Source organism: Escherichia sp. E2586 (genome assembly GCF_005781105.1).
GTDB lineage: Bacteria > Pseudomonadota > Gammaproteobacteria > Enterobacterales > Enterobacteriaceae > Escherichia.
In genome coordinates this window covers 1-15,262 of record NZ_VATN01000029.1, presented here as the reverse complement: position 1 = coordinate 15,262, position 15,262 = coordinate 1, and the positions used below count along the sequence as shown (strand labels likewise).

Sequence of the window (15,262 nt, the reverse complement as noted above, 5' to 3'; positions counted from 1 at the left end):
ATCGTTTCTTAATTTAATTAATTTACTTAATATTTTTATTTGCTTCTAAGTCCTCCTTCAGCATCCTTTTTACATTCACAGAAATACACAGTTGCGTTTACGCCACATCAGGTAGCCGAAGTTTTTCTTTGTGTTGGGTGGATTTTTCCCGGTTTCCCAGCGGGTCACGCTGCGCCCGAACGGGTGGCACTGTCCGCTGTCCGGATACATATTCACCATCTGATAACGCCAGCGTTCTTTGGGCAGGATTGGGGACGGATATTCATTACAGACGGCGTTATTTTTCCCGATGGTTTCCATAATCATGCCCTGACGGTGCAGCTTGAACGCCATGCGTTCACTGACCAGCAGGGAGGACTGCAACGGACTGGACTCATTACTCACCCAGCCATTAAACGGGTACATACTTCCCTGCGAACCGGCACACCAGAACAGGGCATCAATGGGCATGTTAAAGGCACTGGCAATGGCATCTGCTGCACAGGCCCCCTGTGCTATCGGATTGGCAAAGATGACAGCTTCCGGATTGAGAATGGTGGTCAGGCTGCTGTCCGTCCAGGTGGGGTCAATTTCAGAAAGATAAGCGATATCCAGGTCACCACCTTCCAGACAGCCCAGCGATGTGATGATGTTAAGCCAGTACGTCAGCGGGTATTTGTACCAGTGAACGTGATAGAACGCCCCGTTCACCTGCTTCTCATCCTTTTTCGCTGTTCCCTGTGCCGTTTTACCAAAAGCCGGCAGGCTGAAGCCCAGATTAACCATACATCCCGGTGACCGGGTGACGTCCGTCAGCGCCATCGGCTCCCAGTAACCAATGGCCAGCCCGATACGCCTGAACAGCGGCGGCGGTGCCGGACAAATCTGAATGGGCATCGACGGGTTCGCCGTGTCGGGGACCTTACCCTGACTGACTTTGATACTGCCCAGCGAGAGCGGGAAAATACAGCTCCAGCAGATATCCGTGATCGGGTTTACAAAACGCCCCTCACAGGCAGACTCCGCTGACGCCGCAGGGACATGACCGGCGAGAAGGAATAACATCAGCAGCCACAGGCTTCGCTTCATTTTCTGCCCTCCTCTGCCGGAATAAATTCCACCTTCAGGAAGCGATCGCCGGGAACGGCGCTCACCCGTGCCGGGACCTGATCGATGCCGAGGCGCTGGCAAAGCACACCGTTCTGGTCAAAGTAAACACGGCTGTCCAGTGCTTTCTGCATCTCCGGGATACTGCCCTGCACCAGGATAATTTTGCTCTCCAGTGTGGGCGGCGTCTGGCGTTTCATCCAGGCCACCTGCGCCGGATCATCGCCATTGATGAAATACAGCGTCTGGTTAAAAGGGACATACTGCAGCGGATTCATCACTTCTCCCTGACGGGCAAACACCCGCCCTTCGTTATCCCGGATATCCGCAGCCAGTCTGACGGACGGGTCAAACAACCGGCTGCTGTATTTTTCCGTGCGTCCGATACCGGGCACGGCAGGGGGCCGCAGGCTGTTGCGGATCACCCGCTCCTTAAAGGCATCCATTTTCCGGCCCATCTCACCGGACTGCTCCAGTGCCGTCAGGCGCTGCATGATCACCGTCAGCATGTCCGGCTCCTGCACCGGCCACAAATCGCCCCAGGTGCCAAGATCGGCGGCGGCCACACTCTGCCCCCATATCAGCAGGGCAATCAGCCCCCGGCATCTCATGGCTCTGCCCTCATCCGCCGGGCAATATCCTGCTGGATTTCCCGGGTGATATCCGGTGCCCCCTGTACCACAGCAGGCGACACCAGAATGACCGCGTGGTGCTTCTGCTGCCATGCCTGCAGGCTGGCTTCCAGTGCCGTGTTAAAACGCGCTGAAAGGGCTTTTGACTGTGCTTCTGACAGTTGTTTCTGACTGGCGCTGTCAAAAAACGCATCCACGGTCTGTTTCATGTTGAAGGCGACAGTCACCGGTGCGTTCAGTCTGACAATGCCGTAACTGACGGCCGCATTCAGTAACACCATTGCCAGGCATCCCGGTACCGTCCACCACCAGTGGCTGCGTCGACGGGCTGTAACATCAGTCGTTTTTTGCGTTGTGGTCATGCAACACTCCTGTATTTCTCATGTTCTTCCAGCCAGGCTTCCAGCGAAGCCATCTCCGGCCCAGACTTCTTCCACGCCAGCTGCCACACTGCCTCATGAATACTCAGCCCCTCTTTACGTTTCTGCTGCACAAACTCAAAATCCGGGCCGTCAGAGCTGTACATGGCACGGCTTAACGGGTCCACAAACAGGCGGTGCCAGGAGGAATGGTTTTCCACCTGCAACAGGAAGGAACTGAACCACTGGTCTTTGGCCGCACCGAACTTACCAATCATGTCGCGCTGCAGTGGCTGGAACTGGTCCGGATACAGCTGGTTGTATTTCGCGAACTCCTTCGCACTCTGTTTGAGGATAATTTTGTAGGAGGAGTTACCCCATGCTGCACGGGCCGCACTGGAGGCTTTGTCAGAGTCAAAGTCGACGATGTTCTGTGTGATGGTGATATAGGCACCGGTATGACGGCGGGCGGTACGGTAACCTTTCTCAATAAATTCACCGACCTTGTGATTTTTGAAGTCCAGCAGACGCCAGCCTTCATCAATAACGTTCAGTTTCTTGAGGTTACGCGGCGTGCGGTACATCCTGTTCTCGATGTAGATAATCAGGGAGAACATCACCGCAACCAACAGTGACGGACGGTCTTCCAGTCCGCCCAGCTCCAGCACCACCATTTTTGCGTCATCCCGCAGGGACGGCTCATCAGAGTTAAAATACTGGCCGTAAGTGCCGTTGGCAGTGTACTGGTCAAGCAGCACAATCATTTCGTCCAGACGGCTGCGGATGGTCGGTGACTCGGCATACTGGTCGTTATCACGGGCGTTTTTCAGGAAATCCACCACATCATCAATACGCGCCTGGTTCTTTTTGGCCAGCCAGGAGGCCCTGACGGCCTGCAGCAGCAGACCTTCATGCACTTCATCCAGGTTACCGTTGGGGCTGGCCATCACCGACAACTGGTCGCGGACACGCTCCGCTGACTGGTCAATATCGGTGATGTTCGCAAACGGGTTAAAGCGCAGGGTTTCACCGTCCAGATATACGCCCCCCATGTTCTCACACAGGGACTTGTAGCCATCCCCCATATCGAACACCACGGCAAAGCCCCCGGAGTCCAGCACGCTGCGGATAAGTGGCTGTATCAGCCCGGTTTTACCGGCCCCGGAGGTGCCACAGACCGCCATGTTGTAGTTGGTGTTATTCATCCCCCGGAAGAAAATATCGATAAACGCCAGCTGGTTACGGTAGGTGGGTGCCAGCAGACCTGCCGGTGTCAGGGGATTATCCGCCACTAACGGCATCAGGTTGGCAACATTAAAGCTCTCTGCGCGCTGAACCACTCCGGCCTCTTTCAGTTGTTTAAACAACCCTTTCCCGGCCATAAAGGGCAGACAGGTCAGGAAATTGCGCATGTGGTTAAAGCGCGGTGAAATCAGCTCAAAACCGTTTTTACGGAAGCTGTTCAGGATGTCCTGCTCTACTTCCAGTGCCGTTTCATTATTGTCCTTGCAGAAGGCTGTGATGTTGAGGAAGTAGGACACGACAGAGGACTGACCGGAGCCCAGCCGCTGACGCAGTTCCCCCCACTCCTTCGCCTCTTTCTCCACGGACGGAAACCATTTGGCATAGGAGGTCTTCGACTTTTTCTCCAGGTCCATGTACTTCAGGTTGGCTTCGCTGTGGGTTTTCACCTGGTCTTCCACCACCAGAGTCAGCGTCAGGATGAACGGACAGGAGATGGACAGTTCCGGGTTCAGCAGGTTGCTGTAGTTGTCGGCCATGTTCCACAGGAAGGCGATTTCCGGGTTACGGGCCAGATGGAAATTCAGGATGCGGGCCGTGCTGTTCCTGCCGTTCTCACGCAGGCCCAGCGTCAGGTAATCAGCCCGGACTTTCAGATCAAAACTGTCCTCCACACACTGATAATTCAGATCAGAATACGGGTCCAGCTGACGTCTTTTCGGGTACAGGGAGTCCGGATTATGGTTAATCATCTCCCCGACAATATCGATAAAGGCCTGTGCATCCACCGTCTGTGTGGTGATACTGGCCCCCTGTAACGACGCCCGGATGATTTTCACCAGGTTTTCCATTTCCAGAATGTCGGCCCGGCTTTTTTTCTTCGAGGGAGAACAGTACGAGATAAACACCCGGTAATGGCGCAGGGTCAGGGGCAGATTCATCCCCTCCGGCAGCGGGAACTGTGTCGCTGCCGCTTTCATATAATAGGCACGGGTAATGGCGTTAAACCGTTCAGCCTGTTCACCTGACCAGGAGAACTCACGCAGCCCGTATTCAATCCTGTCACCAACCAGCTGACTGGACATCAGATGGATACACAACGGAATACCGCGCGGCAGTTTGGTGCGCAGCATATGATCGAGCGCCTCCACAATGGACTCATTCGCACCATTGATGGGAATGGCTTCCAGCATAAAGCCCATCGTGGTGTCATTCATGAACAGGCCGGACTCCTGGTTGTAATCACGGTACGGCAGCAGACGGCTGAACTGCGGGAAGCTCATCTCACCGAGGATCTGATTAGCCTGAGAGGATTCATCCGGTAATTTAAGCGCAGTCAGCAGTGAATTAACCGCCTGAGTGACGGCCTCAAGTGGGTTATTACTCATATGAGTATTCCTTAGTGCGTTTAAAAAAGGAAAATATCAGTCTGTGGGCCGTGGATATATCACGCAGTGCCATTCTAAAAACCACAGCACAAATAAGAGATGGAGGCTTTTAACAGGAAATCAGGATTAACGTTCCTTTACTGAATGAGCATCATTTAATGCCTGAAGTTGTTTTTCGCGTATCTTATTGCGCTCGTTTTCTCTTACCCGTTTCACCTCTGCCATTTCGTTTCTTTCTCTACACGCTGATGCAAGCTCTTTTGCCTTACCAAGACTTAAAGGTTCAGGCTGATAATCAGATGTGTCAGACTTAATAGCTTCCTTAAATGCTTCTGCTGCACAGGGGGTATCCTGTGTAATCTCTGTCAGTTGTTCTGGTGTTGCAGGTTGTTGCTCAAGGTAATCATTGTAAAAAAGACCACATATCAACATAGCCATAACGCCAACAAATATAAAAGCCAGAACAGATTTTAAATATATCGACTTCATTTCATTTTCCTTCGAAGCAGTAAGCACTCATTGCCCACCACCATTCAGTGTTTCCATCACGTTGTTCAAAGGTTCATTTGTTTTAACTTCAATACACTCCCCTGTATTTCCTAAGCCCCTGCCTCCACGCGCTTCTATTCTCCGAAGGATCTGTACACATACATCCGTATTTGGCATGGGTGTAATATTCCAGATACCACCACCGCCAACATTTTTCATCAGCACAAGAAAGATAAAGGTATGCATTCTTTATTACCTCCAGTTAAATATTAATCATTGAATATTCCTTCAGTTAACTTATGAGGTTATAAAACACAGCAGATTTTCATTCAGATTTACTCTCTTCAGCAAACTTCCGGATGGTATCCTGTTCACGCTGACGGGTGGCAGACTCCTGCATTGCATCCACTTTCTCCTGCCAGAGACGCCGGATATCCTTTTCATCCCGACCAGTCAGTTTTTTACCGGACAGCAGACGGTTAAGCAGTTCCTGTCTCGCATCCGGTACGTCTTCAGTCAGACGCATAAGCTGAAGCAGACTCTGACGGCTGAGGACCATGAGTGATTCCGGCAGGAGGGTGAAGAAGAAAATAAAAAAGCATACCGCACCACAGCAGGCAAGGACCGCAAACAGGATTTTCAGATATATACCATCAACGCCGAACGCAGCAATAATACAGGGAATCCATGCAATACACGCACAAAACGCCAGGATGTTATCTATTCGGTTATGTCTGCGATGTATCCGTTGATGTTCATCCAGAATAGAATCTATTTTTTCAGTTTCTGATTTATGCATAGTGTTTCCTCTGCCTTTCCTGATACGCCTGACATTCAACACATAACGTCACACCGGGAAATATTTTCCGCCGGGCTTCCGGAATAGGATTTCCGCATGCTTCACAGAGATAAACAGGAATACCATGAGCATTTATTTTCTGGCGTATCCGGTTTATTCCTGTCATGGTCAGTTGTTCTGTTACTGAATATGCTTCATCGGCTTCATCACTCACGGAATATTCCTCCCGACATGTTCTGACACGCTACCGCCCATCCCTTTTCACGCACAGGGCACTCGTTTTACAGGCAGATTTTGAATACAGAAAGCCCGCCGGCATTGCCGGCTGATATACAACTTCAGGGCCAGTTAATTAATACGTGGTTTTCCCCACGCAGACGGTTTAATAACAAAAAACACACTGGATGGCTGATGATAAACATCCTGATTATCAATATAAGGCGCTATCCATAATGCTGCCGTCTGCTCACCCGTTCTTAGCGGGCGGGGAGGTGTTACCGGCGCAACTGAACTGACCGGAACGACCGTTTTCACTTCCCGGGCAGCGGTAAACAGCGGGCGTGGTGCCAGCAGTTTCTGCTCAGGAAGTGCCGTCACCGCAGGTCTGCTACCGGACGGAGTGATCGCGGTGACGGTCTGCACCGGCATTGTCCGGAAGTTCCCTTCAGCCAGGCGCGGCAGTGATGCCGCAACCGGCTTTGCCTCTGAGGTCTGCTCCAGTTTTTTGGCTTTCTCATTAGCCTGCTCCATCGTCATACAGGTATCTGATGTGGTGGCGTTACACTCAAATTCCGTATTAGTTCCGGCACAGCCAGAAAGTAATAACGTCCCCAGCAGAGGAATAAATAAAGAAATCTTTTTCATTACCCTTCTCCTTTTTTATTATTCCCCACAACAGCAGAAATTAACTCTGCTGTCAGATTTGTTTTCCCTGCACAGGGTTGTCCGAAGACTACTGTATTTCCCGGAGAAGAAAATAAGCTCATCGACATACCCTTCTTCATCACACCGACAGCTGCCATATTAAAATTGTGCGGCAATGATTCAGAACCGAATTCCTTCTGTGCAGGAAGTACGATTCTTGTGGTGCAGTTACCAAGAACAGCATTCATAAAATCATCTGATACGCTTTTATCCGGTACAGAGCGTGCAGTAATAATATTAATATTACGCATGTTCATTTTTATCTCCGTTGTTTCTGTTTGTCCTGTCATCAGGGAAATAAACATGGCATTTCCTGATTTTTTCCGACAGGGAAGTATCTTCCGTAAGAACTTCCTTCAGATGTTCATCTGCAGTTGCCACCCGGACACATTTCATTTTTCCGGGTCGCACAGGATATTTTCCGGAGATCACCGCCAGCGAGACATACATCAGGGCCAGCGTTGCCCATAATGCGGTGACCAGTTGCATCAGAGACCGATCAGTCTCCCTGACATATTCTGCAGCATCCCCCCGGCGAAAACCGCACGTTACAGACGGAGGCATCGCTAAATCGGAACCAAAACTGTTCGAGCAGTATCGGACCGGATATAGCCCGGCTGGCGTTCTGTCCCTTACATACTCGATCTCCTGAACCAGCAATTTTCCCGGTGTGGTGTTGTCCTTCCATAAAACCAGTAACGCCAGCAGAGCCATTGTGGCCAGCGGCAGAATGACGGCGTATTTCAGACACCAGAACAACCAACACAGGCCCCGGACAACAACATACCGGGTGGCATGGCATATCTGACGGAGTGACATATTATTTGCCATCGTTGCCCCCTCCCAGGCTGCCGGACATAAACTGCTGCGGATTCAGGTTGCCCAGCTGCTTCAGCATCTGGTCAGTATTAAAGCCGTTAAGATGACTTTCAGCTGATGGCGGAACAGGAACCGGACTTTCCGGATTGTCTTCTTCCGCTCTGCTCTGCGTGCGTTCCAGCGCCATCTCTTCCACGGTTTTCAGCTGGAAGCCGTCCTGGAACACCACGGTCACTTCGTTGCCCGCACCAATCGGTATCACCGGGTGATACTGCTCGGCACGTTTGATGTAGTAGTCACTGAGCGTCTGTGCGGCTTTCGATGCGCCTCCACCGATACCCATTTTCAGGACATCGCCTGCCCCGTAAGCGGCAGTAGCCCCCAGCCCAACCGCCGGCTGAGAGGCGCGCTCCATTCCCTGACCGATACCATCAACAAATCCCGCGCCCCATGCCCAGCCGAGGATTTTGCCGTTACGCATTACCACTTCACCCTTGATACCGTTTTTACCCCGGAAGCTGACATGCCCCTTAATCGGCATATCAATAGTTTTGCCGTCCTTCAGGCAACTGATATTGCGGGTGCGTACAATGGCACGCTCACTGGACACATCCCCCCAGGCTTCCAGACCCACAAAACATCCCGTTGCGTCATACGTCTTGCTGTTCGGCATTTCCACCAGGCCGGTGATACGCAGCTGCATCGGCACCGTGGATTCATTACCGGTGACAGAGGCATTGGCATCCGCCCCTTCAATCAGCATGGCTTTCGCAAAACTTCCTGACGGAATGTACGGCAGTGATGGTCCCTGTTTTCCCTCATTACGGGTAAACACCTTACGCTGTATCCGGTTAGGCACCGGCACAGACTGGTACGTCACCTGTGGTGGTGGCGTGACACCATTCCCGGGATAAAACGCCGTCGGCGGTGGAACAGCAACGCTGCCCTGCGGCGGGAAGGATACGGGTGTGTTTCCTGGCTGTGGTTCGCCTTCCGGGCCGGGCGGTGAGGCTGGCATCTGCGGTACTGGTTCTCCGGTTGCGGTGACAGGATTTGCACCCAGGGCTTTCACCTGCTCTGCCAGGGCGGCATTGTCCTGTCCCAGCTTTTCAATACGACGCTGGTCATCACCGCGCTGTTTGTTCAGAACATCCAGCTCACGACGGATTTCCTCATACTGCTTCTGCATCTGCGCTGCCGTCACCTGCATCTCTGTGGTGGCATGCTGACGCACCTTGTCATCAAAGGTCGTATCCACCACACCGGTCATATCCGGCACAGGCTCCTGTTCAGCCACGGTTTCACCGTTACCGGACATGTCCACATCAGACAGATACAGCGCACCACCAATCGCGGAGGCTGCACCAATAACCACAATCCCCAGCCACAGGTACTGTTTGCGTTTCACAATAGTGTTGATACTGGCCATCAGTTGCCCTCCCCGTCACGGATGACATACACATCCATGCGCGTACCTGCCAGTAACTGGCTGGCAGGCTGGCTGAACATCACGGCACGGGTTCCCGGCTGCCAGAAGTCACTTTCCCGGATATTCAGGGCAGACAGCGTTTTATTTTCCACGGCAAAGCGGACCATCTTCAGGTGATTCCCCGTCCATACGGCATCCGCCACTGAAGACAGCCCCGCCGGGGCCTGCAGGGTTTCCTTTGTCACCGGGACCTGATACCAGCCTGCGGGTAATTTTCCGCCACGAACGGCCTGGCTGATGGTCACAAGCAGGGATTCGTAAGGCGTGGATGTTTCCCATGCACCGGCTTCTTCTCCGGTTCCGCGCAGGTCACTGACCAGCTGAATGGTACGCCCCGCGCCTTCACGGGGAACGGCCTGGATGGATAGGTTAAGACCACGTTCTGTTTCCAGAATGAACGTAAAGGGCTTTTTGTTGACGGTGGCCACCACCACACCGCCGGAGGCGGTCTGCTCATTATTGGTCAGGGCACCATCCAGACTGTTCACGGCGATAATCCGGTCACCGGGAACAGTAAACAGATTCGGGCTGGTATTGCTGATGGCAATACTGGCCTGCCCACCATTCACCATTGGCACCACGGTGGGGGCCAGTGTACCGGCTCCGGCCATCACGCTGCAGGAAAAAAACAGGCCGCCGAATATTATTGCTGTATTATTTTTTCTCATCGTCTGTTTCCCCGAAATTATCCAGCCAGGTCACCCCGTTTTCCCGCTTCAGAATAAGGATGTAATGTTTGATATCAGTGAAAGGTTTTGAATCACCAATCCAGGTTTTAAGCACACCACGAATTTCCACACGGCCATACTGAGGCCAGACACGAACACTGGTCTGGAAAAAGGCTGAGTTCACGTTATCGTTTTTAATACGCTTCGCTTCTTCAGCCAGAATAACTTTCATCTGGTTCTGTGCGCCCGGGCGGATATATTGCAGAAGCGCCTGATGTGAGGCATCGACAGTTTCTGATGAAACATTCAGGCGAAGGGCAATAAATGACAACGCCATCTGCTGTAAATAAGAGGCATCGGCACTGTTCTGCGACACGGCAAAGGGGGCATTAAATGCCATTGGCGTCACAGCAGTGCGTTGCTCATTCTGAAGACGGTAATTATTCACCCCCTGAATGACATTCACAGAGAGGCTGAGAACAATAAGCAATGACATAAATATAAAGGCGATGGCCATTACACGACTGGTACTTAAACGGGCACCGTGCTCCATATAACAATCCTGGTATCAGTTCTATTTAATCCACTGCCGGAAACACGAATCGGGAACATTATGAAAAATACCGCGCAGCAGGGCTGTTGGCATATACCAGTAAATCAGGTCACGTAACCAGGAACTGCCCCGCCCTTTTTTCAGTTTCTTAATCCCGAAATAAACCAGAACCGCTGCACCAATACCGAACAGATATTTTGATGTCATCATTCCCCACCCAATACAGATTACTGCGGGGATGAGTTCATCCAGCGGTAGGCCGAACCAGCGGCTCTGGTTGGTCAATGTTTCCGGGAAACGATACTTTTTAAGTTTATTCTCGTCTCCCGACATCGTTTTATTTCCTGTCAGAGACCAACAACGGTCATACCCACATTAACAAATACAGATACGATGGCAAAACCGGCCAGGAACTTGACGTTTTTGGTCATCATGTACATGACCGCACCGACCAGAACTTCAGCCAGAATGACCCATTTAACAACACTGGAGTCCTTACCGAAGGTCGCCTTAACCGTGGAGTTACCACTCTGCATCAGGTCCTGCCCACTGCTGCCAGCGGCCATCGCCAGCTGCGGGAAGAACATCATCAGAACAGCAGCCGGGATCACAGCGCGAGCCAGGCGAAGCATATTCAGACGAGTGAATTTAGAAAAAAACGACTTCTTTTTGACGGGCGCAGAAGCACCCTGAACACTTAAAACGGCGTCCATATGATTCCTCTGTTTAATATTGATAGTAAAAAATAAAACTCTTTATATATCGTCTATGTCTTCAGCTTCCTCCTTTACTAAAGATGCATTATAAAAGTCGGGAAAACGATTGAGATGATCTTTTAGTCTAATGAACACCTCATTAGTTTTTGTTCTTCCGCTACGATCCCTGGCTGCTAAAAGTTTCTGATTAGTTGTCTCATCCAGTATTAATAAGACTTTGTTACCTGGTGCGGCTCTGGTTCTCCCTCTGCTCACGTTCCCTCCGCATAATTACTTGAGATAATAAAATATAATCATATAAATCATCTTTAATGAAAACAAAAATAGAGTAAATTATATTAACAAAAACGGGAACCAATGGTTCCCGCAAAGTAACAAAAAGTTAACAGCTTATCTTCCCAATATTTCTTTTACTTTAGCATATAAAGGAAGTATCTTTTCCGTTCTAATCATTTCATCCAACCAGAGATCTCTAGAACTAAATCCATATCGTTTAAATAATTTCATGGTTTTCTTCTTTGATTTAGACACAGTGATGTTCATCTTTGCTGATGAATAATGATGGCTAAACCCTATCAGATATGGCTCAATGCCTACATATTCATCAGAGGGTACAATTAATTCATTGGAGTATTTAGACACAACAAACGATGACAGATTATCATTTGCTACCCAAATAAACCTCCAGATGAAGAAATAGCCGCATGGTGTTATAACACTTTCTATGATCACACTCCATAACGTATTATTAAGTAATATGTCATTATTACAATTTACACCATAAATAGAAGAGCATGATTCAATCTCTGCTCTGGATAACTGTAATTTACATTCCAACGTTAAACTATCAAACCATTCATCACATGAATTAAAGGACGATCTGATAAGTTTTTCAAAGCAGTTATTTTCCTTAATAAAAGAACCATCTTCGAAGCGGATACATACAGGATATTTTAAAAACGAAATAGCCTCTCCAAGACTATGAGGGAAATGCAATTGACTGATGAGTGCTCTTTCTCTACGATCCATCGCACACATAGGAACCTCCGTTAAGGATTCTATGGACAGTCGATGCAGGGAGTGGCTGCTCCCTGCATCGGCGATTTTCAGTTTCAATTTTTAACGTGGCATTAACCACGTAATCAATATACTAATTATTCTGATTATTGTCATCAGTTCGAACCATAAAAAACTCTGATATTTGAACAAAGTCAAAATTTATTTCCCTTTATTCATCATCATTTTTTGGAAAGAACCTTTCCATCTCAACCGACACCTTCTCTCTGATATCTTCAACCATATTGGCATATTCAAACTTCGGGTTTCCGGAAACATGAGGGCTAAGAGACTCAATACCTAAAATCTTTGCCACTGTTGACTGCGTTTTTACAACACATTCAAGAAGAAGTTTATTAAACTCTGCCTGATTAAATGCAGACTCTTTGCGCTCCATCTGAGCCTCATATACACGAAGACCCAGTTCAAGAAGCATTGAAGCCGTTGCTGAAAAACTGACATCTTTTTCTCTCGCCCCCTCCTGTCGACGTTTTTCAATAATCGCATTTATTTTTTCATAAGCATCATTGCTGATATACAGATTCACCTTAGCCATTAGATATTACCTTTTTTAAACATAAAACAAAGTTAATTTCGAAACACTAGAATTCATAGTGCAAACAGGGACGCACCGCTAGCAGCGCCCCTGACGGTATCCTATAAAAAAACACACCGCGCCGCTAGCAGCACCCCTAATATAAAATAATGTTTTTTATAAAAATAGTCAGTACCACCCCTACAAAGCGGTGTCGGCGCGTTGCTGTAGCTGCGTTAACGACGCTGCTTTAAATAAATCAGATTTAAACAATATAAATCCACAAATACAACTCAATGATATTAAAGATAAATCAGCAAAAACTTGTTTTTGCGTGGGGTGTGGTGCTTTTGGTGGTGAGAACCACCAACTAGTTGAGCCTTATTGTGGAGTAGGTTAAATTATTTCCGGATAATGTCACCAGAGGTGAAAAAATGAAAAAGTGGATGTTAGCAATCTGCCTGATGTTTATAAGTGGGATCTGCGAAGCCGCCGATTGTTTTGATCTTGCAGGCCGGGATTACAAAATAGACCCGGATTTACTGAGAGCGATATCATGGAAAGAATCCCGTTACCGGGTTAATGCCATTGGTATTAATCCGGTAACGGGATATGGCAGCGGATTGATGCAAGTAGACTCCCAGCATTTTAACGAACTGGCCCGCTACGGAATTAAGCCAGAACATCTGACAACAGATCCCTGCATGAACATTTATACAGGTGCCTATTATCTGGCAATAGCATTTAAAAAATGGGGCGTATCCTGGGAAGCCGTTGGTGCATACAATGCCGGATTCAAAAAGAGTGAACGCCAGAACCGGAGGCGTCTTGCCTATGCATCAGACGTTTACCGGATCTATACCGGGATAAAGAGCAGTAAAGGCATCCAGGTTCCGACCACGAAGAAATCACTTCCCCAAATTAACAGTGTGCAGAACAATTAATATTGTATACATTATCAAATACTGGTTATGCCGCGACAGCGGCATGGAAGGCCACACACAAAAATATCATATGAGTGATAATGCTGACTGGCCGAAGCCCCGCAAAGCGGGAACCCATCTTATATATATCCGGTAACTGCGCAGCCTCCTGCCAGACCATTTTTCGCGGGCACAATATTTACAGACTACCGAAAAGCCAGTTGATGAAATTGAGGCATATCAGACGACATAGCAATGCCGCAGGATGATAATATAAGTAAAGTCCCGAAAAATTTTTCGGGACTTTACTTATATTATCATGACTTCCACTCCCTGAACTGTTCGGCAATCATCCATAATGCTTTGTTGATTCGGATATCACCGTCAATGCCTGTAATGGCTCTTGTCCTGGTATTTTTACCGGAGGCACTTCGCCCCGATAATCCACCTTTTATCATATTCTCCTGAACCCGCTGCCAGGTCGTCCAGAGATCGTTCTGTTTATCCTCCCAACGGCGGGGAGTAATTATTTGTTCAGGCGTCACTGGCGTTTTATTTTCATCTTCATACCTGACCATCAATGCAGCTCTGCCAAATAAATGTTGCTCGTCACTGTTAAGATGTATCTCTTTCATTGTCTCCATATTTTCAGTGACTTTATCAAAGACACCGGGCACTTCATACGCTCCCTCAATAACCTGCCCGACAATATCACCTTTATGTGGAACGCGGATTTCGCCAAAATTATTCCCGCACACCAGGCCATTTGTGCAGACAAAACGAAAAATTCCGGGGATCATCTGATAACTGGATGAACCATCATGTGAATTAAGCAGGGTAATTTCAGGAACTTCTTTCCCGTTAATATGCCCTTCCCTGCGAAGACGTAACATATGTTTACTGTATTCGCGGCGACCCAAATCACGAACCCGACTCTGACAGGCAAAGAACGGCTGGAAACCTTCATCACGTAATTTATTGATGATATTGATGGTTGGGATATATGTATAACGCTCACTCCGGGATTCATGTTTATCACCAGAAAAGACAGATGGAACAAACTGCATTAATTCGTCATCCGTTAACGGGCGCTCACGGCGAATAGAATTATATCGACCAAAACGGGAAGCTAATCGCATAACAGTAACTCCTTTATGAAGGCATAAAATTAATAAAAATTTTTTCGCTTAATATCATCCCTCCTCGGTTATCGTTAACAAAAAGACAACAATTCCGAGGGGAAGGACCATCAAATCAGGTCAGTTCGGGACTGACCAACCTGCCGGGTGAAAAGCAGTAACAGCGCGATCAACTCATCAGCCTTTTTTCTGACAAGAGGAGTATGATTCTCCAGGCTATCCAGTAAGTCATGCAGCTCATTATTGACCTGGTGGAGCACCTTAAAGAGTGCACCAGAATCCCGGCAGCTCTGATATGCAAGATTTGCCTGAACGGTACGATTCTGCATGATCCCGATTTGTGCGATTGCGTCTTTCTGCTGATCACCGGTTGGCTGATAAGTGGTGTTAAAAGAAAATGCGCTCATGTTTCCTCCTGTGTTTAATGTTTTCAGCCCCCATCATC

At 48.8% G+C, this 15,262-nt stretch carries 21 protein-coding genes and 1 pseudogene; 1 reads left to right on the top strand and 21 read right to left on the bottom strand.

Going from position 1 to position 15,262, the window contains the following annotated elements:
* Positions 1 to 75: 75 nt before the first annotated feature.
* The 19 genes from traU to traM all read right to left on the bottom strand — a co-directional run bounded on the left by traU (position 76) and on the right by traM (position 12,776).
* A complete protein-coding gene (gene traU / locus FEK50_RS21860; RefSeq protein WP_045896540.1) occupies positions 76 to 1,068 on the bottom strand; it encodes a conjugal transfer pilus assembly protein TraU in 993 nt (330 codons plus the stop codon).
* Positions 1,065 to 1,697: a type-F conjugative transfer system protein TraW gene (traW, locus tag FEK50_RS21855; RefSeq protein WP_131161726.1), complete on the bottom strand. Its 633-nt coding sequence runs from the start codon at positions 1,695 to 1,697 to the stop codon at positions 1,065 to 1,067. Before traW ends, traU begins: the two co-directional genes overlap by 4 nt.
* A complete protein-coding gene (gene trbI, locus FEK50_RS21850; RefSeq protein WP_000214098.1) occupies positions 1,694 to 2,080 on the bottom strand; it encodes a type-F conjugative transfer system protein TrbI in 387 nt (128 codons plus the stop codon). The genes traW and trbI overlap by 4 nt, the downstream gene beginning before the upstream one ends.
* Positions 2,077 to 4,707, bottom strand: coding sequence for a type IV secretion system protein TraC (gene traC / locus FEK50_RS21845; RefSeq protein ID WP_131161725.1), 2,631 nt, complete (start codon positions 4,705 to 4,707; stop codon positions 2,077 to 2,079). The genes trbI and traC overlap by 4 nt, the downstream gene beginning before the upstream one ends.
* 126 nt (positions 4,708 to 4,833) lie before the next feature.
* The gene (locus FEK50_RS21840; RefSeq protein WP_000836688.1) at positions 4,834 to 5,196 is read right to left on the bottom strand and encodes a hypothetical protein; all 363 of its coding nucleotides are present in this window, start codon (positions 5,194 to 5,196) and stop codon (positions 4,834 to 4,836) included.
* Between the two features lie 27 nt (positions 5,197 to 5,223).
* On the bottom strand, positions 5,224 to 5,442 hold the full coding sequence (locus FEK50_RS21835) for a hypothetical protein (protein ID WP_032250498.1): 219 nt from the start codon (positions 5,440 to 5,442) through the stop codon (positions 5,224 to 5,226).
* Between the two features lie 79 nt (positions 5,443 to 5,521).
* Complete coding sequence (locus tag FEK50_RS21830; RefSeq protein WP_131161724.1) at positions 5,522 to 5,995, bottom strand: hypothetical protein; 474 nt, start codon at positions 5,993 to 5,995, stop codon at positions 5,522 to 5,524.
* Positions 5,988 to 6,209, bottom strand: a complete 222-nt coding sequence (gene traR, locus FEK50_RS21825) for a conjugal transfer protein TraR (RefSeq protein ID WP_001278689.1) — start codon at positions 6,207 to 6,209, stop codon at positions 5,988 to 5,990. Before traR ends, FEK50_RS21830 begins: the two co-directional genes overlap by 8 nt.
* Positions 6,210 to 6,343: 134 nt before the next feature.
* On the bottom strand, positions 6,344 to 6,859 hold the full coding sequence (gene traV / locus FEK50_RS21820; protein WP_131161723.1) for a type IV conjugative transfer system lipoprotein TraV: 516 nt from the start codon (positions 6,857 to 6,859) through the stop codon (positions 6,344 to 6,346).
* Entirely contained in the window at positions 6,859 to 7,176 is a 318-nt protein-coding gene (locus FEK50_RS21815) for a conjugal transfer protein TrbD (protein ID WP_135524311.1), read from the bottom strand. Before FEK50_RS21815 ends, traV begins: the two co-directional genes overlap by 1 nt.
* A complete protein-coding gene (gene traP, locus FEK50_RS21810) occupies positions 7,163 to 7,750 on the bottom strand; it encodes a conjugal transfer pilus-stabilizing protein TraP (RefSeq protein ID WP_131161721.1) in 588 nt (195 codons plus the stop codon). Before traP ends, FEK50_RS21815 begins: the two co-directional genes overlap by 14 nt.
* On the bottom strand, positions 7,740 to 9,167 hold the full coding sequence (gene traB / locus FEK50_RS21805) for an F-type conjugal transfer pilus assembly protein TraB (protein ID WP_131161720.1): 1,428 nt from the start codon (positions 9,165 to 9,167) through the stop codon (positions 7,740 to 7,742). Before traB ends, traP begins: the two co-directional genes overlap by 11 nt.
* Positions 9,167 to 9,895 (bottom strand): type-F conjugative transfer system secretin TraK, encoded by a 729-nt coding sequence (gene traK, locus FEK50_RS21800; RefSeq protein ID WP_240780260.1) that lies wholly within the window; start codon positions 9,893 to 9,895, stop codon positions 9,167 to 9,169. The genes traB and traK overlap by 1 nt, the downstream gene beginning before the upstream one ends.
* Positions 9,882 to 10,448: a type IV conjugative transfer system protein TraE gene (gene traE, locus FEK50_RS21795; protein ID WP_045896524.1), complete on the bottom strand. Its 567-nt coding sequence runs from the start codon at positions 10,446 to 10,448 to the stop codon at positions 9,882 to 9,884. Before traE ends, traK begins: the two co-directional genes overlap by 14 nt.
* A gap of 21 nt (positions 10,449 to 10,469) precedes the next feature.
* Entirely contained in the window at positions 10,470 to 10,781 is a 312-nt protein-coding gene (traL, locus tag FEK50_RS21790) for a type IV conjugative transfer system protein TraL (protein WP_000012118.1), read from the bottom strand.
* A gap of 14 nt (positions 10,782 to 10,795) precedes the next feature.
* Positions 10,796 to 11,161 carry a type IV conjugative transfer system pilin TraA gene (gene traA, locus FEK50_RS21785; protein ID WP_131161719.1) on the bottom strand — a complete coding sequence of 122 codons (366 nt, stop codon included), beginning with the start codon at positions 11,159 to 11,161 and terminating at the stop codon, positions 10,796 to 10,798.
* Between the two features lie 42 nt (positions 11,162 to 11,203).
* Positions 11,204 to 11,419: a conjugal transfer relaxosome protein TraY gene (gene traY, locus FEK50_RS21780; RefSeq protein WP_000086381.1), complete on the bottom strand. Its 216-nt coding sequence runs from the start codon at positions 11,417 to 11,419 to the stop codon at positions 11,204 to 11,206.
* A gap of 135 nt (positions 11,420 to 11,554) precedes the next feature.
* On the bottom strand, positions 11,555 to 12,202 hold the full coding sequence (traJ, locus tag FEK50_RS21775) for a conjugal transfer transcriptional regulator TraJ (RefSeq protein ID WP_057698287.1): 648 nt from the start codon (positions 12,200 to 12,202) through the stop codon (positions 11,555 to 11,557).
* A gap of 190 nt (positions 12,203 to 12,392) precedes the next feature.
* Positions 12,393 to 12,776, bottom strand: coding sequence for a conjugal transfer relaxosome DNA-binding protein TraM (gene traM / locus FEK50_RS21770; protein ID WP_001151533.1), 384 nt, complete (start codon positions 12,774 to 12,776; stop codon positions 12,393 to 12,395).
* A 353-nt stretch (positions 12,777 to 13,129) separates the two neighbouring features.
* Here traM and FEK50_RS21765 point away from each other — a divergent pair.
* Positions 13,130 to 13,699: pseudogene (locus tag FEK50_RS21765) on the top strand (transglycosylase SLT domain-containing protein).
* A gap of 296 nt (positions 13,700 to 13,995) precedes the next feature.
* Here the strand turns inward: FEK50_RS21765 and FEK50_RS21760 are convergent.
* Complete coding sequence (locus FEK50_RS21760) at positions 13,996 to 14,817, bottom strand: DUF932 domain-containing protein (protein ID WP_131161718.1); 822 nt, start codon at positions 14,815 to 14,817, stop codon at positions 13,996 to 13,998.
* Positions 14,818 to 14,927: 110 nt separating this feature from the next.
* On the bottom strand, positions 14,928 to 15,224 hold the full coding sequence (locus tag FEK50_RS21755) for a hypothetical protein (RefSeq protein ID WP_131161717.1): 297 nt from the start codon (positions 15,222 to 15,224) through the stop codon (positions 14,928 to 14,930).
* Positions 15,225 to 15,262 lie beyond the last annotated feature (38 nt).